The organism is Pseudoalteromonas sp. BSi20429 (genome assembly GCF_000238895.1).
Classification (GTDB): domain Bacteria; phylum Pseudomonadota; class Gammaproteobacteria; order Enterobacterales; family Alteromonadaceae; genus Pseudoalteromonas; species Pseudoalteromonas arctica.
On sequence record NZ_BADV01000060.1, the window covers coordinates 1 to 22,769 of the forward strand.

General features: G+C 37.6%; 22 protein-coding genes. 13 read left to right on the forward strand and 9 right to left on the reverse strand.

The window, feature by feature from the left end:
• Nucleotides 1-208: 208 nt before the first annotated feature.
• Nucleotides 209-1,435, reverse strand: a complete 1,227-nt coding sequence (locus tag P20429_RS07955; protein ID WP_007584100.1) for an EAL and HDOD domain-containing protein — start codon at nt 1,433-1,435, stop codon at nt 209-211.
• A 333-nt stretch (nt 1,436-1,768) separates the two neighbouring features.
• Between P20429_RS07955 and putP the strand changes: the two genes are divergently transcribed.
• Entirely contained in the window at nt 1,769-3,247 is a 1,479-nt protein-coding gene (gene putP / locus P20429_RS07950; RefSeq protein ID WP_033026891.1) for a sodium/proline symporter PutP, read from the forward strand.
• 275 nt (nt 3,248-3,522) lie between these two features.
• Here the strand turns inward: putP and P20429_RS07945 are convergent, their stop codons facing one another.
• Entirely contained in the window at nt 3,523-3,840 is a 318-nt protein-coding gene (locus P20429_RS07945) for a YebG family protein (RefSeq protein ID WP_007584105.1), read from the reverse strand.
• A gap of 313 nt (nt 3,841-4,153) precedes the next feature.
• Between P20429_RS07945 and P20429_RS07940 the strand changes: the two genes are divergently transcribed.
• On the forward strand, nt 4,154-4,450 hold the full coding sequence (locus P20429_RS07940) for a ComEA family DNA-binding protein (protein WP_007584108.1): 297 nt from the start codon (nt 4,154-4,156) through the stop codon (nt 4,448-4,450).
• Between the two features lie 24 nt (nt 4,451-4,474).
• On the opposite strand, the gene P20429_RS19650 is transcribed toward P20429_RS07940, so the two are convergent.
• Together P20429_RS19650 and dsbB are read right to left on the reverse strand one after the other, a co-directional pair.
• Nucleotides 4,475-4,777 carry a DUF6170 family protein gene (locus P20429_RS19650; protein ID WP_010553884.1) on the reverse strand — a complete coding sequence of 101 codons (303 nt, stop codon included), beginning with the start codon at nt 4,775-4,777 and terminating at the stop codon, nt 4,475-4,477.
• A gap of 1 nt (nt 4,778) precedes the next feature.
• Nucleotides 4,779-5,297: a disulfide bond formation protein DsbB gene (gene dsbB, locus P20429_RS07935; protein WP_007584117.1), complete on the reverse strand. Its 519-nt coding sequence runs from the start codon at nt 5,295-5,297 to the stop codon at nt 4,779-4,781.
• A 558-nt stretch (nt 5,298-5,855) separates the two neighbouring features.
• On the opposite strand from dsbB, the gene fadR reads away from it, so the two are divergent.
• Nucleotides 5,856-6,569: a fatty acid metabolism transcriptional regulator FadR gene (fadR, locus tag P20429_RS07930; protein ID WP_004335692.1), complete on the forward strand. Its 714-nt coding sequence runs from the start codon at nt 5,856-5,858 to the stop codon at nt 6,567-6,569.
• A 362-nt stretch (nt 6,570-6,931) separates the two neighbouring features.
• On the forward strand, nt 6,932-7,537 hold the full coding sequence (locus P20429_RS07925) for a peroxiredoxin (protein WP_007378637.1): 606 nt from the start codon (nt 6,932-6,934) through the stop codon (nt 7,535-7,537).
• 59 nt (nt 7,538-7,596) lie between these two features.
• Here the strand turns inward: P20429_RS07925 and P20429_RS07920 are convergent, their stop codons facing one another.
• Together P20429_RS07920 and smpB are read right to left on the reverse strand one after the other, a co-directional pair.
• A complete protein-coding gene (locus tag P20429_RS07920) occupies nt 7,597-10,188 on the reverse strand; it encodes a TonB-dependent receptor (protein ID WP_007584118.1) in 2,592 nt (863 codons plus the stop codon).
• Between the two features lie 746 nt (nt 10,189-10,934).
• Nucleotides 10,935-11,414: an SsrA-binding protein SmpB gene (gene smpB / locus P20429_RS07915; RefSeq protein ID WP_007584119.1), complete on the reverse strand. Its 480-nt coding sequence runs from the start codon at nt 11,412-11,414 to the stop codon at nt 10,935-10,937.
• A 147-nt stretch (nt 11,415-11,561) separates the two neighbouring features.
• Here smpB and P20429_RS07910 point away from each other — a divergent pair, with 147 nt between their 5' ends.
• Together P20429_RS07910 and P20429_RS07905 are read left to right on the forward strand one after the other, a co-directional pair.
• Nucleotides 11,562-12,002 carry a type II toxin-antitoxin system RatA family toxin gene (locus tag P20429_RS07910; RefSeq protein WP_007584120.1) on the forward strand — a complete coding sequence of 147 codons (441 nt, stop codon included), beginning with the start codon at nt 11,562-11,564 and terminating at the stop codon, nt 12,000-12,002.
• Nucleotides 11,999-12,322, forward strand: a complete 324-nt coding sequence (locus tag P20429_RS07905; RefSeq protein ID WP_007584122.1) for an RnfH family protein — start codon at nt 11,999-12,001, stop codon at nt 12,320-12,322. Before P20429_RS07910 ends, P20429_RS07905 begins: the two co-directional genes overlap by 4 nt.
• Nucleotides 12,323-12,455: 133 nt before the next feature.
• Here P20429_RS07905 and P20429_RS07900 read toward each other — a convergent pair whose 3' ends face one another.
• Nucleotides 12,456-12,815: an outer membrane protein assembly factor BamE gene (locus tag P20429_RS07900; RefSeq protein WP_004335706.1), complete on the reverse strand. Its 360-nt coding sequence runs from the start codon at nt 12,813-12,815 to the stop codon at nt 12,456-12,458.
• Between the two features lie 107 nt (nt 12,816-12,922).
• Between P20429_RS07900 and P20429_RS07895 the strand changes: the two genes are divergently transcribed.
• Nucleotides 12,923-13,252, forward strand: a complete 330-nt coding sequence (locus tag P20429_RS07895) for a GIY-YIG nuclease family protein (protein WP_007584123.1) — start codon at nt 12,923-12,925, stop codon at nt 13,250-13,252.
• 88 nt (nt 13,253-13,340) lie between these two features.
• Here P20429_RS07895 and P20429_RS07890 read toward each other — a convergent pair whose 3' ends face one another.
• Both P20429_RS07890 and ilvC read right to left on the reverse strand, forming a co-directional pair.
• The gene (locus P20429_RS07890; protein ID WP_033026896.1) at nt 13,341-15,260 is read right to left on the reverse strand and encodes a methyl-accepting chemotaxis protein; all 1,920 of its coding nucleotides are present in this window, start codon (nt 15,258-15,260) and stop codon (nt 13,341-13,343) included.
• A gap of 192 nt (nt 15,261-15,452) precedes the next feature.
• Complete coding sequence (gene ilvC, locus P20429_RS07885) at nt 15,453-16,925, reverse strand: ketol-acid reductoisomerase (RefSeq protein WP_007584127.1); 1,473 nt, start codon at nt 16,923-16,925, stop codon at nt 15,453-15,455.
• Nucleotides 16,926-17,063: 138 nt separating this feature from the next.
• On the opposite strand from ilvC, the gene ilvY reads away from it, so the two are divergent.
• The 6 genes from ilvY to P20429_RS07855 all read left to right on the forward strand — a co-directional run bounded on the left by ilvY (nt 17,064) and on the right by P20429_RS07855 (nt 22,754).
• On the forward strand, nt 17,064-17,969 hold the full coding sequence (ilvY, locus tag P20429_RS07880; protein WP_007584128.1) for an HTH-type transcriptional activator IlvY: 906 nt from the start codon (nt 17,064-17,066) through the stop codon (nt 17,967-17,969).
• Between the two features lie 116 nt (nt 17,970-18,085).
• The gene (locus P20429_RS07875) at nt 18,086-19,132 is read left to right on the forward strand and encodes a GGDEF domain-containing protein (protein WP_193371818.1); all 1,047 of its coding nucleotides are present in this window, start codon (nt 18,086-18,088) and stop codon (nt 19,130-19,132) included.
• Between the two features lie 447 nt (nt 19,133-19,579).
• A complete protein-coding gene (locus P20429_RS07870) occupies nt 19,580-20,392 on the forward strand; it encodes a MipA/OmpV family protein (protein ID WP_007584130.1) in 813 nt (270 codons plus the stop codon).
• A gap of 1 nt (nt 20,393) precedes the next feature.
• The gene (locus P20429_RS07865; RefSeq protein ID WP_007584132.1) at nt 20,394-20,774 is read left to right on the forward strand and encodes a DUF3019 domain-containing protein; all 381 of its coding nucleotides are present in this window, start codon (nt 20,394-20,396) and stop codon (nt 20,772-20,774) included.
• Between the two features lie 14 nt (nt 20,775-20,788).
• Entirely contained in the window at nt 20,789-21,481 is a 693-nt protein-coding gene (locus P20429_RS07860) for a response regulator (RefSeq protein WP_007584133.1), read from the forward strand.
• Between the two features lie 25 nt (nt 21,482-21,506).
• Entirely contained in the window at nt 21,507-22,754 is a 1,248-nt protein-coding gene (locus P20429_RS07855) for an ATP-binding protein (RefSeq protein WP_007584134.1), read from the forward strand.
• The last annotated feature ends 15 nt before the right edge of the window (nt 22,755-22,769 follow it).

The window sequence follows — 22,769 nt, forward strand, 5'->3', positions numbered from 1 at the left end:
ACTAATGCTGGCGTTTTTTATTTGCTGTTTATATATTTAACCTGAACTCTGGATAATAAATCTATCTCGAGCAGTTATTTTCAGCGCTAACTACGTTGAATTTACTTGCAATAGGTCAACTATTGACGCGTAAGTTCGCCTTGTTTTCACTGAAAATCTCTGGCTAGAGAAAAATAAATTTAAATATCTTAACCAGAGTTCAGGTAGTTTATTTTTCGTTCACTACTAACTGCATTTGTTCATTAACCCAAGCTAGCGCTTCATGATAAGCATCGGGAACTTTTTCACCTAGATTTAGCTCTTTCGTTAGCTCGTTTGCAGCTGACCAGTTTGCTTGTTCGTAGTATTTAACTAAGTTTAAATATTTTGCTAGCAAGCCTTCATCGTTTAATAGCGCTGCTTTTATATCATTAGAAAGTGGAAGCTTTTTCATGACGCTTTCCATACTCTCATCTAAAATAGCATCCATTAGCGACATCATACCGGTTAAAAATGCCATGCCGGTATCTTTAAACTGCCCATGGGATATAGCGAGCAATTCAGCAAATCGAGCGCGCGTAAGCGATAGCCTAATTAGCTCTACAGGTTTATCTGCTGATACTTGTGCTGCAAACAGTAGTGACAATAGCTTTTTAATTTCATTGGCGCCAAGCACTATAAGAGCTTGCTTAATGGTACTTATTTCTGCGCGTCTTGCAAATGCGGCAGAATTTGAATACCTAAGTAATTTATAAGATAGGTTTACATCACGTTCAAACACATCAGTGATTTTCTTAAGATCCATATCAACACTTGATGTTTCGTAAAGTAATTCAGCTAATGCCATTTCTGATGGTGGTAGAGCCTTACTTTGTACCATTTCAGGTTTTGAGAAGAAAAATCCTTGGAAATAATCAAACCCAAGCTCTAAAGCTTGTTGGTAAATTTCATAGGTTTCTACTTTTTCGGCAAGTAACTTAATATGTGAGTGCGGTTTTAAATCGTTTAGAACCGTTTTTATTGTATCTATATCGGATGCTAAAAAGTCTATTTTAATAATATCAATAAATGGGTAAAAATGACGCCATACAGGTTGATGAATATAGTCATCAAGAGCAATAGTGTAACCTTTATCTTTTAAATCTTTAACGATAGCTAATAAACGCTTACCAGGCTGGATAGTTTCAAGTATTTCTACAACTATAGTGTCTTTACCTAGTAGTGTAGGGTAACCCTTTGATAGTGTTTCTAGGGTGAAGTTTATATAGGCAGGTTTATTGTCGGTTAAATCTTCTAAACCAAAATTAAACTGGCTACCCTCTATAAGTCGTGTTGTTGCTTCGTCACCATCTATATCGGGAAATACGTTATCAACGCCATCACGAAATAAAAGCTCATAACCGATAAGTTTTTTATCTCTATCTAAAATCGGTTGACGTGCAGCGTAAAAATACATAAACAGTTCCGTAAGAGTGATGTAATTGGGTATTGTATTAATATATGGCAAAAAGATTCAAAATAGCATTACGTATATTTGCATGATTAATAAATTATCATTATAAATTAAGGTGTTTCTTCTATTTAATTTATTATATTTTACCAATTCGCTTTAAAATTATTCAACATGAGTATTTTTGTATCAGCTGGAAGCAACAAGTTGGAGATTTTATTGTTAGGCATGATATAGTCAGCGAGAATGGTTTTTATCCTAATAGTGTCTTTATTATAATATTTTAAGAGTCAATATTCGGATCAAGAGCCTGTTATTAATAATTATGCGGAGGCTAATTTGGAAACAGGAATGATTATTTCATTAGCATTATATTTTGTTGTAATGTTGGGTATCGGACTATATGCATATAAGCAATCTACTGGCGATGTATCAGGTTACATGTTAGGTGGACGAAATCTATCACCAAGTGTTGCTGCACTATCTGCAGGTGCGTCTGACATGAGTGGCTGGATTTTAATGGGCCTACCTGGTGCGATGTTTGTTACTGGTTTTAGTAGTACATGGATAGCAATTGGTTTGGTGATTGGTGCTTGGTTAAATTACCTGTTAGTTGCACCTAGATTACGTGTGTACACTGAAAAAGCAAATGACTCTATAACAATCCCAGATTACTTCTCAAATCGCTTCAATGATAAGTCAAACTTATTACGTGTTGTATCAGCTGTTGTGATTATAGTCTTCTTTACTCTTTACACGTCATCTGGTGTTGTAGCCGGCGGAAAATTGTTTGAAAGCTCATTTGGTCTAAGTTATGAAGTGGGTTTATACATTACAACGGGTGTTGTTGTTTTATACACTTTGTTTGGTGTTTTTTTAGCGGTTAGCTTAACTGATTTCGTGCAAGGTTGTATCATGTTCATCGCGCTGATTCTAGTGCCTACTGTTGCATACTCTTTACTTGAACAACCTCTGGAATCTACTTTACATAGTGTAAATCCAGATATGCTTAACTGGATTGGAGCAGGCTCTGCATTAGGTATTATTTCTGCAATGGCATGGGGTTTAGGTTATTTTGGTCAACCACATATCATCGTTCGTTTTATGTCGGTACGTAGTGTTAAGGATATGCCTAAAGCTCGCCGTATTGGTATGACATGGATGATTGTTGCTGCCCTTGGTGCTGTTGGTACTGGTATATTTGGTGCTGCTTATACTTATGAAAATAATATTGTAGTTGAAGATCCTGAAACGATTTTCCTAATTCTTTCTGAGTTATTGTTCCACCCACTTATTGCTGGCTTTTTACTAGCTGCAATTTTGGCTGCTATAATGAGTACTATCTCATCGCAATTGCTAGTAAGCTCAAGTTCATTGACTGAAGATTTATATAAAACATTTTTACGTAAAGATGCTAGCGACTTTGAATTAGTTACTGTTGGTCGAATTAGCGTTGCATTTGTTGCCCTGTTTGCAATTTATTTAGCGTACGATAGAGATAGCTCTATTTTAGACCTAGTAAGTAATGCATGGGCTGGCTTTGGTGCTGCTTTTGGACCACTTGTATTGTTTAGTCTTTATTGGAAACGTATGAATTTTGCTGGCGCCTTATCTGGTATGTTAGTAGGTGCGTTTACAGTGCTTGTTTGGATTTATGGTCCGTTTACTATTAATGGTGAAAGTTTAAGTAGCTTTATGTATGAAATAGTACCTGGCTTTATTTTAGCGAGTATCGCAATTGTTGTTGTTAGCTTAGTAACAAAAGAGCCAGAGCAAAACATCACTGCTTTATTTGATGAAGTAGAAAAAGGGCTTTAAATAGCAATTACTATTCATTTTAAAATGAGTAGTAAGTAATACCAATCCGCGATAGTACTTAATCATTTTGCGGTGCTAAACGTGTTGCTACCGGCGTTAAAAAATTATCATTTAGAACAACTAAATATCAAATTTTTTGCCTAGCTATCAACACGTTTTTCCATCCTCAAAATAGATCACTGAATTAAGCGAATTGGTATAATAAAAAAGGGAGCAACTAAGTTGCTCCCTTTTTTATTTAGTTTGTCCCGTCCGAGGAGAGGGCAATCTACGAGTTAACTTGCTTTTTTATCGTTGTTATCTTCAATTGATGCAACGTTATCTGACTTTTTACTTTTTGCTGGCGCTTTGGTAACAACTGGATCTTTGCCGCCCTTTAATATGGTCATAAAGTCATCTTTGCTTTTCGCTATTTCTAAAGCAAGTGATTCAATTTGTTGCTCACTGAGCGGTACGTCTACCTTTTCTAGCATTAGCTCAAGTGATTCTGCTATATCGAGCATCTTGTCATAAGCATCAGCTTCTTTTTTGGTAGTAAACGTCATACGCTCGACTCCGTTTCGTTCTACAACATATTTAACAACAACAGCCATGATTTCTCCTGCAAAATTGCTTGGCACCGTGGTTTGTAAAAACCATTAGATTACTGTTTTTATGTACAGTAATGGTTTGGGCGTAAATTTGCAAGCGCGAAGTATTAATTTTTAGGTGTCTTAAATTTGACAAAAAACGGTAACTTTACTTTAGTTAAGCAATCACTTGTTGTACCAGCTGCATTTTCAGGATTTCGGATCATAGTGATAATGCGTTTAGGTACACTTTAAATGATGAGCTTTTCAGTTCCTTACTTTTTGGTTTTCCTGAGCAACATTCAAAATTAAGAAAAGAAGAATAGGGACAAGTTTGATGAAAACGTTAAAAAATTTATTCATAATAAGCTTACTATGCTTACTACCTGCAACTACCGTATATGCACAACTATCGGAAGTAACTAAGCAAATGCCTCAAGTTGAGACAATTAGTATAAATAATGCCGATGCAGAGATGCTTGCTAAGCTACCAGGTATAGGTAAGAAAAAAGCGCAGGCAATTGTGGATTATCGTGAAGGAAACGGCGAATTTAAAAGCGTCAGTGATTTATCGCAAGTTAAAGGAATTGGTAAAAAACTATTAGCCAAATTAGAGGGGAAAATTTCACTTTAATAGCAGTAGATAACAATCAGGGCGCTATGCGCCCTGATTAAATTGTTTTAATGCATCGCTTAAGTGTTTTTTAGCAAAGTTGATTTCAATAGGTGTTGTTAAAAGTGGGTAGCAAAGTCCGCCGAGTATCAAAAACGGGATTAATATCCAACCTTTAAATACCGTGAATATTAAAAATAGTGGACTTAGTAATATTAATTTAATAATACGTAGTAACACTTTATCAGTTGGCGATAACATACTTAAAGAAAGTGCTATTACGTCCTGACGCTTGCGTACCTTTAGGTGCTTAAGCTCATCCAATTGGCTTGAAAAAAATGTAAACATATCAAATCGACTTTTTAATTAATAAACGGCCAATAACTATAATAAATAGTGTTAGTGAGAAAATCCCAAATATAATTTCCATCCAAGCAGGCATGCTCAAACCAACAAATTGCCAATCTATATTTCCACAATCCCCGGTCGCCTGAAAAAAGCTAGGTATCCATTCATGTAACGGCATAAACGATGGGAAGTTTGGTTCAAACTCACAGCTAAATGCAAAAGGGTCCGTGGTGGTTTGCATATCAATATGCTCGCGAGCAATTAAATATCCCCAAACACTCGATACACCCCAAATTACATACGCTAATATACGAACTGCTTTGCTCTGTGGTTTAGTCGAACCTACGATTCCTGCGCCTAATAGACCCAGTACGGCTGTACGTTGATATATGCACATTATGCAAGGCGCCAATCCCATTTGGTATTGAAAGAAAAGGGCGGTCACTTCAAGTAAAAAAACGATAGCTGTAAATAAAAGCCACGGGGTACGTTGGGTGGGTAATTGGGCAAGCCAGTTCATAAAAATTCCGCGTTTAAATAAGACGTTAGATTATGACCTAGGATAATGTATGCGGCAACAAAAAGGAAAAAAAAGCTACCGAAGTCGCTTTTTATAAGATGAAATTATTGACCACTCAATGCAGCCTCAGCAGAGGCTACATGACGCTCTACTTAGTTCCCATTGATACATAAGCTTAGTTATATCGCTTACTTATACTACATGGTACATTGTCTAATCAATTCTTTAAAGTTGCGGTTAGAACGCTCTGTTGCATAGGTGTTCCTTTTTAATGTACTTATGTGTTTTAAGTTGATTAAGCTAGGTATGGTGTAAATAAAAAATACCAATAATTACAATGTACCTACAATGAATATTGCTCTGTATATTTATACATTGTAGCTATATTAGAAAAACCTAAATTTTATTATTTATTATTTATTATTTATTAATCTTTAATTTCTACTCATTTGCTTTATTAATATATATTACTTTACTTGTTAGTTATGCTTCGTCTGGTACAATCAGTCAGTTATTCGTGTAAAACGATGAGTGTTGATTAATTCGAGTGGGAACTGGATGAGAATTTTTAAAGCGAAAAGCCCAGCAGGATTTGCTGAAGAATATATAGTTGAATCTATTTGGAACGGCGATTTCCCTCCAGGTTCAATTCTACCTGCCGAGCGAGAACTTTCAGAGTTAATTGGTGTAACAAGAACGACCTTGAGAGAAGTATTACAGCGTTTAGCACGTGATGGTTGGTTAACAATTCAGCATGGTAAACCAACAAAAGTAAATAACTTTTGGGAAACGTCTGGCTTAAATATTCTTGAAACACTAGCGCGCTTAGATGAAGACAAGATGCCTGAGCTGACAGATCAGCTTTTATCTGCACGTACTAATATTAGTGCTATTTATACACGTGCTGCAATTAAGTTAAATCCTGAACGTGTAATTGAAATTTTATCACAAAGTCATGAGCTAGAAGATACTGCGCAGGCATTTGCTGACTACGATTACAAAGTTCATCATGAATTAGCCGTTGCGGGTAATAACCGTATTTATGTATTAATACTCAACGGTTTTAGAGGCTTTTATTCAAAGATTGGTTGTCATTACTTCTCTGATGCTGGAACTCGTGAACTTGCTCGTCAGTTTTATAAAGATTTAACAATCTTGGCAGAAAATAAAGAGCACGATGGTGCTATTTCGATGATGCGTAAATACGGTCATCAAACAGGTGAGATTTGGCAAAAAATCCGAGGCGATATGCCCTCAGATATAATGGATTAAATCTAAACGAGAAGCCTGCATTTGCAGGTTTTTTTGTACCTGTAAAATTAATACCACATATATGAATTTTTAAATAATTTAATGTATTAACCCTTCTTCAGTAACGTCAAAATCTCTACCTAATTACAGCGTGATTTACACTTCAAAATAGACCTATTATTCAAGCAGATTAGTGCAAGTTGCAAGTGTTCGTTATTTTCGATTGCTCACATCGTTAAATGCGATTGTTCTTTTGTAGTGAATAACTTTAGAATGCCAACTAATTATATGTGTTCGCTATTGGTTTTTAATTTTTAGCGCCCATATAAGTACCAGCATTGCGAAAGCAATTGAAAACAAACTCAAAATATTTGGAGAATAAAATGGGTGTATTAGTAGGCCGCCAGGCACCAGACTTTACCGCTGCAGCTGTTCTTGGTAACGGTGAAATTGTAGATAGCTATAACCTTCATGAAACAATTAAAGGTAAAAAAGCAGTTATCTTCTTTTACCCACTAGATTTCACGTTTGTATGTCCTTCTGAACTTATTGCATTTGATAAGCGTTTTGAAGAGTTTCAAAAGCGTGGCGTAGAAGTAATTGGTGTTTCTATCGATTCACAATTCTCACATAACGCATGGCGTAACACTGCTGTTGCAGACGGCGGTATTGGTAAAGTTCAATACGCACTAGTTGCAGATGTTAAACACGAAATTTGTAAAGCGTATGACGTTGAGCATCCAGAAGCAGGTGTTGCATTTCGTGGTTCATTCTTAATCGACGAAGAAGGCAATGTACGTCACCAAGTAGTGAACGATTTACCACTAGGTCGTAACATCGACGAAATGCTTCGCATGGTTGACGCGCTAGCGTTCCACACTGAACACGGTGAAGTATGTCCTGCTGGTTGGACTGAAGGTAAAAAAGGTATGGACGCAAGCCCTGAAGGCGTTGCTAAGTTCTTATCTGAAAACGAAGGCGAGCTATAATTTAGCCCTTAGTTTTAAATAAAAAAACCGCCAATTGGCGGTTTTTTTGTGTCTTTTATTTAGAAAGAAAAGCTTACTTTAGTGTACAAGTAGCGGCCACGAGGATTATGCACAGCTGATGCATAACCGTATAAATCGCCATCGCCATCACCAATTGCAAATGGTGGCTCTTCATCAAATAAGTTATTAACACCTAAAGATATTTTAGCTGATTCAGTAATACGGTACGACGTTTGTAAATCAACAAGCGTTTGCGAGTCAATCATACGTGAAGTATTGCTATCAAAGTCTAAATTGCCATCAAAGTCGATATCAGGCGTATCTTCAAATTCGCCTACATAACTGATATTTACATTGGTGTTAAACTCACCAATTTCCCAGTTGGTTGAGAAAATAAAGCGATGCTCTGGGTAGCCATATTCACCCGTGTAATCACGACCATCTTTTTCAAACTTATCTTGATATGCCCACTCTAAATTAAATTTAAGTAAACCTAAGTCATCAAGAGAGTGGTTATAGTTTGCTGAAACATCAACACCAGACACTTCTTGCGATGATAAATTTTTAAATGTGCTGTGTATTTTTTGTATTGTGCCTAAGCTTGCTCCGCCTGTAGGAGCTAAACGAACACATACGGTACTATTTTGGTTACCACATTCTGCAGCATAAATAGGACCAAATTCTTCTTCATCGATTTTATTATCTTGAGTAATGCTCCATACATCAACACTTAAACCAAACTCAGCTGTTGGTGCCCAGATAACGCCCACGTTCCATGATTCTGACTCTTCTGCTTGTAAATCAGGGTTACCAGAGAACTCAATGTTGTAATCAAGTGCTTGGCAATCTAATCCTGTTTGTTCACAGCGCTGTGTATCAACAAAAAATTGGCTTTTTTGTGATGGACCTAAGCCTATTTGCGCTAACGAAGGCGCTCTAAAGCCTTGCGCCCAAGAACCACGAACCGTTACTTCATCAGTCGGTGCCCAGCGCAGAGCTATTTTTGGATTTGTTGTTGTACCAAAGTCGCTATAATCATCGTAACGACCGGCTAATTGTAGTTCGAGGTTTTCAGCAAGTGGGATTGAGAACTCAACATATGCAGCGTATTGTTCACGATCAGCAGAAGCTGATACTGATTCAGTACCAAATATTAAGCCACGTTGAAATTGATCATCAGGGATATCATTTACATCTTCTTCACGGTACTCAATACCGGCGGCCATCATTACAGCTTCGCCACCAAAACTAAACGCTTCACCTGTAATGTTAGCGTCAAAAGAGGTCATATGAGACTCACCGCGACGCACTAAGCTAGTTGTGATTCTGTCAATTACAGCTGGGTCGTTATATGTGCCACCGAATGGATTATAGTTACCGGCATCAATTTCTTGTTGTAAGAAATCGGTGCGTACCCAGCCTTGTGTACGATCGCCTGTTTGTAATGATTTGCTGCGACCTTTTTGTACCGCTGTCTCCCAGCTCCAATCGTTTATTTCGCCTTTTAACCCTGCAACAAAGCGTAAGGTGTCTGACTCAATGTCCCATTGGCGAGCGCCTGCATCTACTGTACGGTAACGACCAATTTGAATGTCTTCACCAAATGGATTGTTTGGGTGATTAGCGGGTACCGTAAGGCCTGCATCTTCATCAAGTGGTGTTGGTGCACCTGCAGCGACAGAGCTGTTATGCTGAACAGCCATTTCTAAAAAGCCAGTAATGCCGTTATCAAAGCGGTATTCAAATTGTGAAATAGCGCCTACACGCTCAGATGCTGGGGCAACATATCCATATGGGCCGTAATCAAATAAACAGCTACCACTTGAAGTTGCATTTTCAGCAGGACAGTCAGGGTCGATTGTTTTAACGCCATCCACATAAAAGTAGCCTGGGAAACCACGAGATGAACGGAAATCTTCACCACCATAAGGTGCTTGGTTTGCAGTGCCAAGGCTGCCCATTTCATCAGAAGAAAGAGATGTGTTTTTAAAGTAATCGATAATAACAGATGCACTACTTTTTTCGCTTGTTGTACCCCAAACTAGGCTTGCTGTTGTTTCTTCATAATTTGGACCATCTGTACCGCCATAGCCTAGGTTAATCTCAACACCATCAATATCTTTCTTTAAGATAACGTTAACTACACCCGCTACTGCATCTGAGCCATAGATAGCTGAAGCGCCATCTTTCAGTATGTCGATACGCTCAATAGCAGAAACAGGAATACTGTTAATATCTACAAATGAGTTGGTGATACCTTCAGCAAAGGCACTAATTGATACACGGCGACCATTAATTAATACCAGTGTTGCATCGGCTCCTAAGCCACGTAAGCTTACTGCAGCTGAACCGTTAGCGGTTGAATCTTGGTTGTTACCACGAGTAGAGAAAGTACCGCTACCTGCTACAGGCATTCTTTCTAGAAGTTGCTGTAAATTATCGTAACCCATGTTTTCGATTTCAGCTCTACCGATTGATTGTACCGGAGAAGGCCCTTCAATATCAGTTCGCTTAATACGAGAACCAGTAACCTGAATTCGCTCTACTTTTTTAGCTTCTTCTGCTGCGTAGGCTGTTGTTGTAAAACCTGCTGATAATGCGAGTGTTGCGCCCACAATAATGCTTGGTGTAAATGCAGTTGATTGCTTCATCCTTAAGTCCTTGTTGATATATTATAAAATTATTTGCTTAACAAGCGCGGGTATTAATATCATGTAACTTAAGTGTTAGCAATTAGCTTGATTTGTGATTTAAGTATTAGTTTTAATGCTTTTTTGTGGGTTTTATGACCTTATTTATACTTTGTTTTCTAGGTGAAACTAAGCGTGAATAGGACATAGGGTTAATAATTGTTATATAGCTAGATGAAGCCATGTGTGGAATAGCTAATGATTAAAATAATTTGTAATAATTTATTTCTATAAATTAAAACTTATGTTTGTTTTTCTGCTTTTAATTTACTCAATTATGTAATACCAATTCGCAGTAATACTTAATCAATTTGAGGGGTTAAAGCTGATGCTAAAGGCATTGAAATTTTCTGATTTACGACTGCTAGATACAGGAGGTGGGGTAATGCAGGAGTAATTGCTGATAATGGCTAAGTAATACCAACCTGCATAAATCTTTGATTAATTTAACGAATTAAATTGCACTATAACGTCGTTAAAAATTTTTTATTTAGAACAACTAGATATAAAAATTTTTGCCTAGTTCTAGCGTAATTTTCTTAACGTTAAATAGACCCCATATATAAGCAGATTGGTATAACAAGTTTTGTCTTGTTATCGACACTATTTTCTCATCTCATAATAGATTACTTAATTAAGAGAGTTGGTATTATTTGAGCTTTTATATAGGTGAAATTAAAAACGCCTAATAAATTAGGCGTTTTTATTTATGCTTTATGCTTCATTAAGCGTTCTTTTTCACGCGACCAGTCTTTATCTTTACCGTCTTCGCGTTTGTCGTGTAATTTCTTACCTTTTGCCAAATGAAACTCAAGTTTTACCCAGCAGTTTTTCCAGTACATCGCTGTAGCTATTAAAGAATAGCCATCGCGCTCTGTAGCACCGAATAAACGGTCAAGTTCGCGTCTGCTTAATAGCAATTTACGATAACGTAGCGGGTCGCAAATTACATGGGTCGATGCACTTATAAGTGGCTGAATTTGACTGCCAAGTAAAAATGCTTCGCCATTTTTAAGATGAATATAAGTTTCTGTGATATTTACTTTACCAGCTCGGATACTTTTAACTTCCCAGCCTTGTAGTTCAACACCCGCTTCAAACTTATCGTGTAAAAAATACTCATGTCGCGCTTTTTTGTTTAGCGCGATGGTATTACTTGTCGATTTTGATGAATTTTTCTTAGCCATAGTGCCCTATAATATACGTAATGTGAGATGTTTTACATCGATTTTTTTAATAATGCTTTTAAAAATTTAGCTTTAATTTAAGCAGCATGAAAATTTGGGGAAACGCGCAAAGCTTGCTAAAATTCGCCCACACAGTTGGGAGTGAGTATGCCACAAATAGAAAAAAGTGCGCTGGTTATGTACAGCACTAAAGAGATGTTTGATCTAGTTAATGATGTAGAAGCTTATTCACAGTTTTTACCAAATTGCTCAGACTCAAAAATTGTTTCACAGCACGATAATAACATGACCGCGAGTTTAGAAATATCTAAGGCGGGTATAAAAAAGTGGTTTACCACCGAAAACACCTTTGTTGATGAGCAAACCGTGTTACTGCGCCTTGTTGATGGTCCGTTTAAGACGTTAAAAGGGCGCTGGCATTTTCAAGAGCTTGACGCCAAAGCATGTAAGGTTCATTTGCACCTAGAGTTTGAATTTTCAAGTAAGTTAATAGAGCTTGCCTTTGGAAAGATTTTTAACGATGTAGCAAAAAATATGGTGAGTGCATTTACTCAACGTGCAAAACAGGTTTATGGAGCGCGAGTATGATTAATGTTGAAGTGGTCTTTGCATTACCGACCACGGCCACGTGTTTATCAATTGAAGTGCCACAAGGGACTACAGTCGAGCAAGCTGTTATTCAGTCAGGTATTATAGAAAAGTGCCCAGAAATAGATGCCACATCGCTAACGTTAGGTGTGTGGAATCGAACTGTAAAAGCTAACTATGAATTAAAAGACGGTGACCGTATAGAAATATACCGTCCACTAATTGCAGATCCTAAAGATGCCCGCAGAAAACGTGCAGAAAAAGCAAAAGAAGAGGGGCGTGCAAATAAAATAACGGGTGGTCGCCCACTCGAGAAGTAATACCAATCGGCATAAACTTCGAACAATTTAACAGATTAAATCACACGCTAACGTCGTTTAAAATGGTAAAAGCTTTTTAAGTAAACCAATAAAAAAGGTGAGCCATGCTCACCTTTTTTACTACCTGAGACGTTTATTGCTCTAGCGGTGTAGTAAAGTTTTCAGGTTGGTCATAATCACCTGAGATTGAAACTAACTTTTCATTTTCAAAGTTAATTACTAACTCTTTATTTTGTTCGTTTTTACGGCCTTTATTAAAGCTGTAAATATAGCGCCAAGTATTGTTATCAAAGGCGTCCTCGGCAATAGGTCTACCTAATACATAAACAACTTGCTCTCGGGTCATATTTACACGAAGTTTTTCAACATCCGATTGCTCTAAAAAGTTACCTTGTGGAATGTTAATTCGGTATACCCAGCTAGAGCAACCAGCTGCTGAGCTAAGTGTTAAAGCGACGATAAGCCAAAGAGAAAAAGTTTTTAACGACTGCATTGTTAGTTGTGATCCTTATTTTTTATAATCTGCATGATACCGATTAGTCACTGAAGGTAAAACCCTTTTAAGCAATTGTTTTATGTTAAGGGCGTTAAGGTAATGTTTTGACCACTGATAATGAAAAAAGTTTACAGCATATTGAAACGAATATTTTAAAAACTGAGTCTACTTGGTTTTTATATATAGTTGAAACACGATTTGGTCATTGGTACACAGGGATCACGACTAATGTTGAAAAACGCTTTGCAACTCATCAAGCTGGTAAAGGGGCTAAAAACCTTAGAGGAAAAGGGCCTCTTTTACTTATCCATCAACAACAAGTAGGTAATAAAAGTGAAGCAAGTAAGCTTGAGTATCAATTAAAAAAGCTCCCTAGAGCTAAAAAGGAAGCGTACGTTTCAGCATTTAATACTGGCGATAGCAAAAGTACTTAGTTTGTGTAAATTAAGCATATTCGTTATGAGCAAAAACTATCTTCGAATATAGTTTTTGCTCATAGCTGGCGTGTAATATTAGAGTCGCTTAGCGATGCTTTTCAAAGGTAGCTACAAGCGCATCAAGTGTTTGTGCACTGTTGGCTAAGTCGCGAATCGCTTGCTCTGTATTGATTTGTTCGCTCATTGCTTTATCGCTAATTTCGCTAATTTGCTCAATATTACGACTTACATCGGCAACCACATTACTTTGCTGCTCAGTTGCAGTCGCTATAAGCGTAGCCATATCGTTTATTTGATTTGCTGTTTCGGTTATCGTATCAAGTAATTCAACAGAGCTTTGCATTGCACCAACGCTTTGCTGAGCTTTATCTTTCGATTGGCTAATATCATTAACTACATCATCAGATATTTTTGTAAGCTCTTCAATCATAGATTGAATTTCGGTGGTTGATTGCGATGTACGGTTTGCCAGTGCACGTACTTCATCAGCAACAACAGCAAAGCCGCGTCCGTGTTCACCTGCGCGAGCAGATTCAATTGCAGCATTTAAAGCAAGTAGATTAGTTTGATCCGATATGCCTCTAATTGAGTCAACAATACTTGCAATATCAACCGTTTTTTTAGAAAGCAAAGTAACTTGCTCTGTTATGCCATCAATATCGCTGGCAAGGGCTGATATAGTTGCTTGGCTTTGTAATACTTGTTTATGGCTTTGAATAGTATTTTCGCGGCTGTTATCGGTTAACTTAGCTGTATTTGCTGCGCTTTGCGCTATTTCTTGTACTGTAGCGCCCATTTCGTTGATTGCTGCTGCGACAGATATTGTTTGTTCTTTTTGGTTGTCTATTGCTTGGGAGTTCCGTTTTGCTTGTTCAAATACATGATCAGAGCTTTTTCTAATATCGTGACTTTCGCTGGCAACTTGAGTAATCGCTGTTTCTATTTTACTTATAAACTGGTTAAAGCCGTTACTTAGATTGTTAAGCTCTGGTTGGCTCGATTCTGGTAAGCGGTACGCTAAATTTGCATCGCCTGAGCCTAGGCGTGAAAATAACTCAGCCATTTTAGAAAGTGGAGATGAAAGTGAGCGAGCAAGCAAATAACTGATTAAACTCGCAACTAATGCTGTAATTACCGTAAAAGTAAATATTTGCCATTGCAGGGTGTTTACGCTTGCGAAGACTTCACTTTTTGGCACTTGAGCTACAACATATAAATCGGTGTTTTTAATAGGCATAGCAGCTACAAGTGTCGGTTCGCCATTTAAATTAATTTCTTCTAGTGCAAAGCCATTACTATTAAATAGTTGGCTGTGGATATTTGCAGTATACAAATCATCAATATTTGCTTTAGCTACTTTACTTGCATCTTTATGAAGCTGAATCAAACCATTTTTATCTGCAATGAATACAAAGCCTGTTTGCTCAATTTTAAATTGCTGTAATAGCTTTTGCATATCAGTGATGCTTTTTGCAAGACCTGCTAAACCAGTACCATTAGCCTGCTGATGATTTACAAACATTTTCACATCATTGGCTGACTCTTGATAAATACTGATAGAGTAAGGTTGTTTTGATTGCTTAAAAGCAAAGAACCAGCCATCGGCTGCATCGTTTTTTAACACACGCAAAAACCCATTCTGGTTCCAGTACTGTGCAGTGTCTCTATTTGCCCAAGATGCTGTGGCTAAATCGTATTGCTGGGCAACGCGATTTAATTCTTTTAATAGTAATGTATCGTCTTGGTTGTTTGATTGAGCCCATTGTAAAATAAATTCGTTTGATGATAGTTGCTGAGCAGCACCGAGTAACTCGTTGATTTCACCGCCTATGTGATTGCTGATTGTTTGCAGTTTACTAGGGAGCTCTGACTCAATCATACGTCGCTCAATAATATCCTCTGAGCTGTGTAGGGAAGTCAAACCAATCAGTGCGGCTACGCATATAGCAATAACACTACCTAAAGCTGTGATTTTTTGAGTAATCGAAAGATTTTGTATCGTCATGATATTAATTAATTTTACAACTAAATAGAAAAACATATTAGCACATTATTTATTTGGAACTAAATATTGGCTAAGCAGAATAGGCAAAGATATACCAGATTGATTAAAGTTTTATTAACAGGCATAAAAAAGCCCACATGCAAAAAGCATACGGGCTTGGTTTCTAACAAGCGAAACATTTATTGTTTAGGGTTAAACAATCTTTTTCATTGCTGACATGTAGCCACGTAATTTAGCACCTACTTTCTCAACTGGGTGTTCGCGCAATGCAGCGTTAATTTGAATTAATGTTTGGTTATCAACTTGGTTACTGTGATCGCCAAGACCTTTACCGATAATGTCTGTATCAACGTTTTTCATAAAATCAGCAAGTAATGGTAAACATGCATGGTTATATAAATAACAGCCGTATTCTGCAGTATCAGAGATAGTACGGTTCATTTCAAAAAGCTTTTTACGCGCAATAGTATTGGCGATTAATGGCGTTTCGTGTAATGACTCGTAGTAAGCTGACTCTTCGATAATGCCTGCTGCTGTCATGGTTTCAAATGCAAGTTCAACACCTGCTTTAACCATTGCTACCATTAAAATACCGTTATCAAAAAATTCTTGTTCAGAGATTTCTACATCGCCAGCAGGGGTCTTTTCAAAGTTAGTTTCTGCTGTTTCTGCGCGCCATTTAAGTAAGTTTACGTCATCGTTATTCCAGTCTTCCATCATAGTGCGTGAGAAAGTGCCGTCGATGATGTCATCTTGATGCTTATTATAAAGCGGGCGCATAATTAGTTTTAGCTCTTCACTTAGTTCAAACGCTTTTACTTTTGCTGGGTTTGAAAGGCGGTCAAGCATGTTAGTAACGCCGCCGTACTTAAGTGCTTCGGTAATTACTTCCCAGCCGTATTGAATTAGTTTTGATGCATAACCCGCATCAACGCCTTTTTCTATCATTTTATCAAAACATAAAATAGAGCCAGTTTGTAACATGCCACATAAAATGGTTTGCTCGCCCATTAGGTCAGACTTAACCTCAGCAATAAATGATGATTTAAGTACACCTGCGCGATGTCCGCCAGTACCCGCTGCATACGCTTTAGCTTGTGCTAAACCAAGACCTTGAGGGTCATTTTCTGGGTGAACTGCGATCAGAGTTGGTACACCAAAACCGCGTTTGTATTCTTCACGTACTTCAGAACCAGGACACTTAGGCGCAACCATGATTACAGTAATGTCTTCACGTACTTGCATGCCTTCTTCAACAATATTAAAGCCATGAGAGTAAGCAAGGGTAGAGTCTTTTTTCATAAGTGGCATAATTGCACTTACTACAGCGGTATGTTGTTTATCTGGCGTTAAGTTAAGTACTACGTCAGCTGTAGGAATTAATTCTTCATAAGTACCAACAGTAAAACCGTTTTCAGATGCATTTAAAAATGATTGGCGACGCTCAGAAATAGCTGAAGCACGTAATGTGTAAGAAACATCTAGACCAGAGTCACGTAAGTTTAAGCCTTGGTTTAAACCTTGTGCGCCACAGCCTACAATAACTAGTTTTTTACCTTTAAGTGCGTCAACGCCATCGGCAAATTCGCCTGCGTCCATAAATTCACATTGCGCTAATTGCGCTAATTGCTCGCGTAAAGGTAAGGTATTGAAATAATTCGCCATTGTTAGTGTCCTATAAAGTCATGTTTGTTAGATGCGCAAGGTTTGTTGCGCTTACAAACACCATATGTAAAATCGTTGCTTGCGTAAAATGATATATTTGAATTAAAGTGTTTCATAATATGAAATACTGGGTTTGGCATGGATCATAAACATTTAAACTACTTTTTAGCACTGGCTAAAACACTTCATTTTGGACGCGCAAGCGAGCTTTGTCATATAAGCGCACCCACTTTGAGCCGCAATATAAAACACTTAGAAGAAGAGGTAGGTGTTGCATTATTTGTACGCGATAACCGCAGTGTTAAATTAACGCGTGAGGGTGAGTCGTTTATTGATTACGCCACAGCAACGCTTGCTAATTGGCAGCGTTTTAAAACGAATGTGAAAGACCCACAACAACATATTTACGGCAAAGTAAGTATCTATTGCTCGGTTACTGCATCTTATAGTTTTTTACATCAAATATTAGAGCAACTTCGTGCGCAGCATCAGTATATAGAAATAACATTAAATACAGGCGACCCTGCACTTGCTATAAACCGTGTGTTAGATGGGCATGAATTAATGGCTATTGCAGCTAAGCCAAATAAGTTACCGGCGCAAATTGCTTTTGTAGATATAGGGCATTCTCCACTTTTATTAATTGGACCAAAAATTCAATGCCCGATCACACAAAAACTAACGCAGAATGGTGATGACATTAATTGGTCTGATTTAGAATTTATTGTGCCAGAACAAGGTTTTTCTCGCCAAAGGTTAGAACACTGGTGGCGCAAAAATAATATTCACGGGAAAATTTACGCACAAGTTGCTGGGCACGAAGCAATGGTATCCATGGTGAGCTTAGGATTAGGTGTCGCAATGGTTCCTAAAATAGTGCTAGATAACAGCCCGCTGCAAGATAAAGTACAAATACTAACACCAAAAATGCAAGCGCCTGATGGGTTTGATATTGGTTTGGCAGTATTAAGGAAAGAGTTAAATGACCCTGCAATCAGTGCTTTGTGGAATATTGCGCAAACTTTAGATGCAAAAGCGATTTAATGCGCGCAGAGAATAAGCAAGTTAGTTAAATAGTATGAATATAGGTTGCGTATAAGTTTACTATTACTTAACATTGAGCGCTAATAATAAAAACAATGACGCTTGAGAGTTTATTTATGAACCACGCCGTATCACTTGCTCATTCTGCTCAATGCCTAAAAAAGGCGATTCCTTTGATGGTAAAATACCGAATGCCGGTTACACCCATCAACTATGCAATTTGGTACTGTTATATTCAAGGAAACAAACCTTCATTAAATGCTGAGTTAGACCATGTTATTGCTCTGCAACAAACATGTTCACAAGACAAAGCAAAAGAAATTTTTGATAAACATTTAACGCAAGACGATCTCGTTTTTTTTCAAGAAATGACTGAAAAATTTCATACAACTATGGAGCAAGTTCAGCAAGATATAAGCACAACGCTTGATCACTCTAAAAGCTTTACGACGAGTTTAGTCGACTCACAAAATGAATTAAATATGCTTGTTGATGTAAACTCTTACAATGAGATACTAGGTTGTGTTGAGCGTTTAACTGACGATTCTATTGCAATGCAAGATTATGCTCGGGAGTTTCAGACTAAATTAGCCGTTGCCTACAATGAAATAAAAGATTTAAAAGAAGCACTCAATATTTCAAAGGAAGCAGCCGATACCGACACGCTTACGGGTTTTTATAATCGAGGTAAGTTTGATTCTGATATTGTAAACTTTTGCCTCGAATACTCAGAGCAAGCGCAAGAAGACTCTCTTGCCGTACTCATTATGTTTGATATTGATCATTTTAAGCGCTTTAACGATGATTTTGGCCATCAAAAGGGTGATGAAGTCCTTAGGCTAGTTGCTAAAAAAGTGAGAGAAAATACAACTGAAGCTGCAAATGTGTATAGATATGGTGGCGAGGAGTTTTGCATAACAGCCTACTTTGACACTATTAACGATATAATAGCATTTGCAGATTGTATTCGTTTAGCAATAGCAAAATTGGCGATTCGTAAAAAGCATGATGTAACTGCAAAACGTGCTATTTCAGCAAGTTTTGGCTTAGCAATTTTACGGCCATTTACAAATAGTACTGTTTTAGTTGAGCGTGCAGATAGAGCCTTATACATTGCCAAAACACATGGACGAAATCGTATAGAAATAGCCCCTGATATTTAATAAGTGCCAGAGGTTTTTGATTTATTTGGGTTAAAGCCGCTCAATTTAGGGCGATTTAATCCAACTTCAGTTTTGGTAAACAAGCAGGTAAAACCCAATAGAGCTGTAGCGAGTTAGCTCTTAGTAATTTTTTATTTGAATAATTGCATTTGCTACGTAGTGCCTCATTTTCAAAGTATCTTAAAGTACTATTAGTCAAAAATTACACAAGCAACTCAAAATATAGTCCTTAGACACAACTACCTTGAAAGATAAATAGTCCGAAAAGCATAAAGTTAACATTTTTGTATACAAATTGTGAATAATTGTAACCAGCTAGAGCTAGTTTAAAAAGACCTTGCTAGTATGGGGAACTCACTTATTTTGATACTTTGATTTACGCTGATGCGGTATGCCTTCTCATTATTAACAGCTCTATGTTTTAGCACTTTGTTTGTTTGCCTTTCGGTGCAAGCAACACAGGCAAGCAAGCATGCTGACGATTATACAGAGCAAGATATAACAACCGATCGTCTGCATTTGAGTTTAAGCGTGGGGGCTGGAGTTATAACCAACCCTTTGCATGGTGGAGATAATATTCCGCTCGTGCTTATTCCTCAAGTTGCGTTTTATGCAGATCAATGGTTTTTTGATAATGGCCGTCTTGGTTATTCATTTTTGCAAACCCCTAAGCATCACTTTAATCTAGTTGGTGAACTCAACTCTGAGTCTCGCTTTTTTATAGACTGGCACCCTAAAAATGTATTTACACTACAAAGTAGTGCCCTCAACAATCAGTTCGTAATGCAAGATGAAGCCTCGTCCTCTCGCTATGTTGATATTGATAATTTACATAAACGGCAAATTGCACTGGATGCGGGTATTGCATATCACTATGTAAATGAAGACCATGTTTTTTCGGTTCAGGCTCTGCATGATATAACCGATGTTTATCGAGGTGTACGCGCAGCATTACAGTGGCAGTATCATACTGTGATAGGAAAGCTCAAAATAAAGCCAACACTTGGAATAAACTATAAATCTGCGGAACTAAATAGCTATTTTTATGGACTTAATGAGGGTGAAACTCAATTTGGCAAAATAGACGTTGGTAGTAGTTGGCAACCTTATGCTAAAATCGATGCCCGTTGGCCTCTGAGTAAGGCTGACTCTCTTCGTTTTCATGTAGCATATTACGACTATTCGGCTATGGATGGCAGTCCGCTCTTCGAACGTACTTATTCAATGACTGCATTTATAGGATTCGATCGTACTTTTTAATATGAAGTATTTAATATTAGTTGTCTTTATTACCACTTTTTTTAGTGGTTTTAGTGTGGCACAAACCCCTTTTTTTAGCGTTTCTCCAAAAGTCTGCGTTGTCTCTGAACAGCAGGGTTTTTGCGATCTTGATTTACAATTTAAATGGCAATTAAACACCTACAGTGATGTCTGTTTGTATCAGCAAGAGCAACGGCTTCAATGCTGGGAGCAACAACTTTCTGGGCAATTTAATTATAAAGCGCGTGTTCAGGTGGAGACCATATACTCCTTAATCAATCCTCATACGGGTGTGTTAATAGCAAAAACACAGGTTGAAGTACAAAGCGCCCATGCTAAAAAAAATAGGCGTAGGCTTCGCTCTCCGTGGAGCTTTTTTTAATTTAGGAGCAACTAATGCCAAAAATTTTACTTGTTGAAGATGATCTCGGTTTACAACAACTAACAAAAGATTACCTTGAACATAATGGCCTTGAAGTCGAAGTATTAGACCGTGGTGACGAAGTGTTTAATTACTTAGAAAACAATACACCCGATTTAATGATTTTAGACGTTATGCTGCCAGGTAAAGATGGCTTTAGCGTTTGCCGCCAAGTAAGAGATAAATTTACTCTACCAATTTTAATGTTGACTGCTAAAGGTGAAGATTTCGACCAAGTACTTGGCTTAGAGCTTGGCGCTGATGATTATGTAATAAAACCAGCAGAGCCACGTGTATTACTAGCGCGAATTAATGCATTACTGCGTCGTGGACAACCCATGGTAAAATCAAGCGAAGAGCTCCAGTTTGGTGATTTAGTCATTGATAAAACAAGTCGTATTGTAAAACTAAGTGATTCGGAGATTGTATTAACTTCGCACGAGTTTGAGTTACTATGGCTATTAGCGTCAAATGCGGGTGAAGTACTAAGTCGAGAACATGTGCACCAGCATATGATTGGCCGCCAATACGATGGACTTGATAGAACTGTGGATGTACGCGTATCACGAATTCGTAAAAAATTAGGCGACAACAGCGATAAGCCGTATCGTATAAAAACTGTATGGGGACAAGGCTACTTATTTGTTTCTGATGCATGGGATCTTTAGAACTATTTAAGGTTAGTCGGCTTTAATGGGAAAACTGTTTACCAGCTTATATTTATATATCATCGTTTCTTTGTTTGTAGTAAGCGGTGTTATAGAGCAATTGTGGCCTTACGAAGAGTCGCAACAACAGGTCTTCTTAGACGATGAGTTTGGGCAATCACTCTGGTTGCTCTCACAAACTCCAAATGGTCTTAAAAAATTAAAGCACAACTTTGAAAGTAAAGTGATTGAACGACGTGATTTAATACTCCCTCAAAAACAACAATCGCAGCTCAACCAAAACCACTACTTATACTTATACGATAAGCAACAACGCATTGTTTGGTATGTAGAACTCGGTAATGATTCATTACTTCAAGTAGGACCGGTAGGTGTATTAACGCAGGAATCATCTTCTGTTTGGCCGTATTTATTACTACTTATTATTGTAGGTATACCTGTTGGGCTGTGGAGCTTTTTACTATGGCGCGACTTTGCAAAGCTACGTAAAGCGTGTGAAGCGGTAGAGGGTTTGCAAGACTTTCAACTAAATGACTCTTCTAAGTCTTTCTTTTTACCTATTACTGATACATTAAAGGTAATGCAGCAACGTATTGAGTTTTTACTTAGTGCGCAGCAAGAACTTACCTCATCGGTGTCGCATGAGTTTAGAACACCACTAGCACGTTTAAAGTTTGCAATTGTAATGCTGCAAGAACAAATGCTTGACGAAAAAGGTGAGAAATACTTAATAAACATGCAAACAGACATTAGCGAGCTTGAGTCACTAGTTTCTGAAATGCTCGAATACGCGCGATTAGACTCTCAACAACCTAGTTTACAGCCAATAAACTGTGACTTAGCTGGGCTGGTAAAAACAACTGTTGAAAAGCTAAACTTTGAAGCCCGAACAACGCTCTCCGTAAACCTCCCTGAGCATTTAAATTATTACTGTGATAGTCACTTTATGGCGCGAGTATTTCAAAATTTAATTGGCAATGCGCTCAAATATACCCATAAACAAGTCAAAATTACATTGCTACAAGAGACAAAATACATCGTATTGATTGTTGAAGATGATGGGGAGGGGATAGCTCCCGCTGAGCGAGAAAATGTATTTAAACCTTTTACTCGACTAGATAAAAGTAGAGGCAAGGATACCGGTGGTTTTGGTTTAGGACTCGCTATAGTTGCTAAAATTGTGTCGTGGCACCAAGGAGAGTGTAAAGCAGAAAGCTCAAGCTTAGGTGGTGCTAAATTTATTGTATATCTACCCCTCAAATTAAAGACATAAAAAAAAGCGCCTAAC

Bases quoted from the DNA above. Each gene is read 5' to 3' on its own strand.
- P20429_RS07955 (WP_007584100.1), bottom strand. From the start codon at position 1,435: ATGTATTTTTACGCTGCACGTCAACCGATTTTAGATAGAGATAAAAAA.
- P20429_RS07945 (WP_007584105.1), bottom strand. From the start codon at position 3,840: ATGGCTGTTGTTGTTAAATATGTTGTAGAACGAAACGGAGTCGAGCGT.
- P20429_RS07940 (WP_007584108.1), top strand. From the start codon at position 4,154: ATGAAAACGTTAAAAAATTTATTCATAATAAGCTTACTATGCTTACTA.
- P20429_RS19650 (WP_010553884.1), bottom strand. From the start codon at position 4,777: ATGTTTACATTTTTTTCAAGCCAATTGGATGAGCTTAAGCACCTAAAG.
- dsbB (WP_007584117.1), bottom strand. From the start codon at position 5,297: ATGAACTGGCTTGCCCAATTACCCACCCAACGTACCCCGTGGCTTTTA.
- fadR (WP_004335692.1), top strand. From the start codon at position 5,856: ATGAGAATTTTTAAAGCGAAAAGCCCAGCAGGATTTGCTGAAGAATAT.
- P20429_RS07925 (WP_007378637.1), top strand. From the start codon at position 6,932: ATGGGTGTATTAGTAGGCCGCCAGGCACCAGACTTTACCGCTGCAGCT.
- P20429_RS07920 (WP_007584118.1), bottom strand. From the start codon at position 10,188: ATGAAGCAATCAACTGCATTTACACCAAGCATTATTGTGGGCGCAACA.
- smpB (WP_007584119.1), bottom strand. From the start codon at position 11,414: ATGGCTAAGAAAAATTCATCAAAATCGACAAGTAATACCATCGCGCTA.
- P20429_RS07910 (WP_007584120.1), top strand. From the start codon at position 11,562: ATGCCACAAATAGAAAAAAGTGCGCTGGTTATGTACAGCACTAAAGAG.
- P20429_RS07905 (WP_007584122.1), top strand. From the start codon at position 11,999: ATGATTAATGTTGAAGTGGTCTTTGCATTACCGACCACGGCCACGTGT.
- P20429_RS07900 (WP_004335706.1), bottom strand. From the start codon at position 12,815: ATGCAGTCGTTAAAAACTTTTTCTCTTTGGCTTATCGTCGCTTTAACA.
- P20429_RS07890 (WP_033026896.1), bottom strand. From the start codon at position 15,260: ATGACGATACAAAATCTTTCGATTACTCAAAAAATCACAGCTTTAGGT.
- ilvC (WP_007584127.1), bottom strand. From the start codon at position 16,925: ATGGCGAATTATTTCAATACCTTACCTTTACGCGAGCAATTAGCGCAA.
- ilvY (WP_007584128.1), top strand. From the start codon at position 17,064: ATGGATCATAAACATTTAAACTACTTTTTAGCACTGGCTAAAACACTT.
- P20429_RS07875 (WP_193371818.1), top strand. From the start codon at position 18,086: ATGAACCACGCCGTATCACTTGCTCATTCTGCTCAATGCCTAAAAAAG.
- P20429_RS07865 (WP_007584132.1), top strand. From the start codon at position 20,394: ATGAAGTATTTAATATTAGTTGTCTTTATTACCACTTTTTTTAGTGGT.
- P20429_RS07860 (WP_007584133.1), top strand. From the start codon at position 20,789: ATGCCAAAAATTTTACTTGTTGAAGATGATCTCGGTTTACAACAACTA.
- P20429_RS07855 (WP_007584134.1), top strand. From the start codon at position 21,507: ATGGGAAAACTGTTTACCAGCTTATATTTATATATCATCGTTTCTTTG.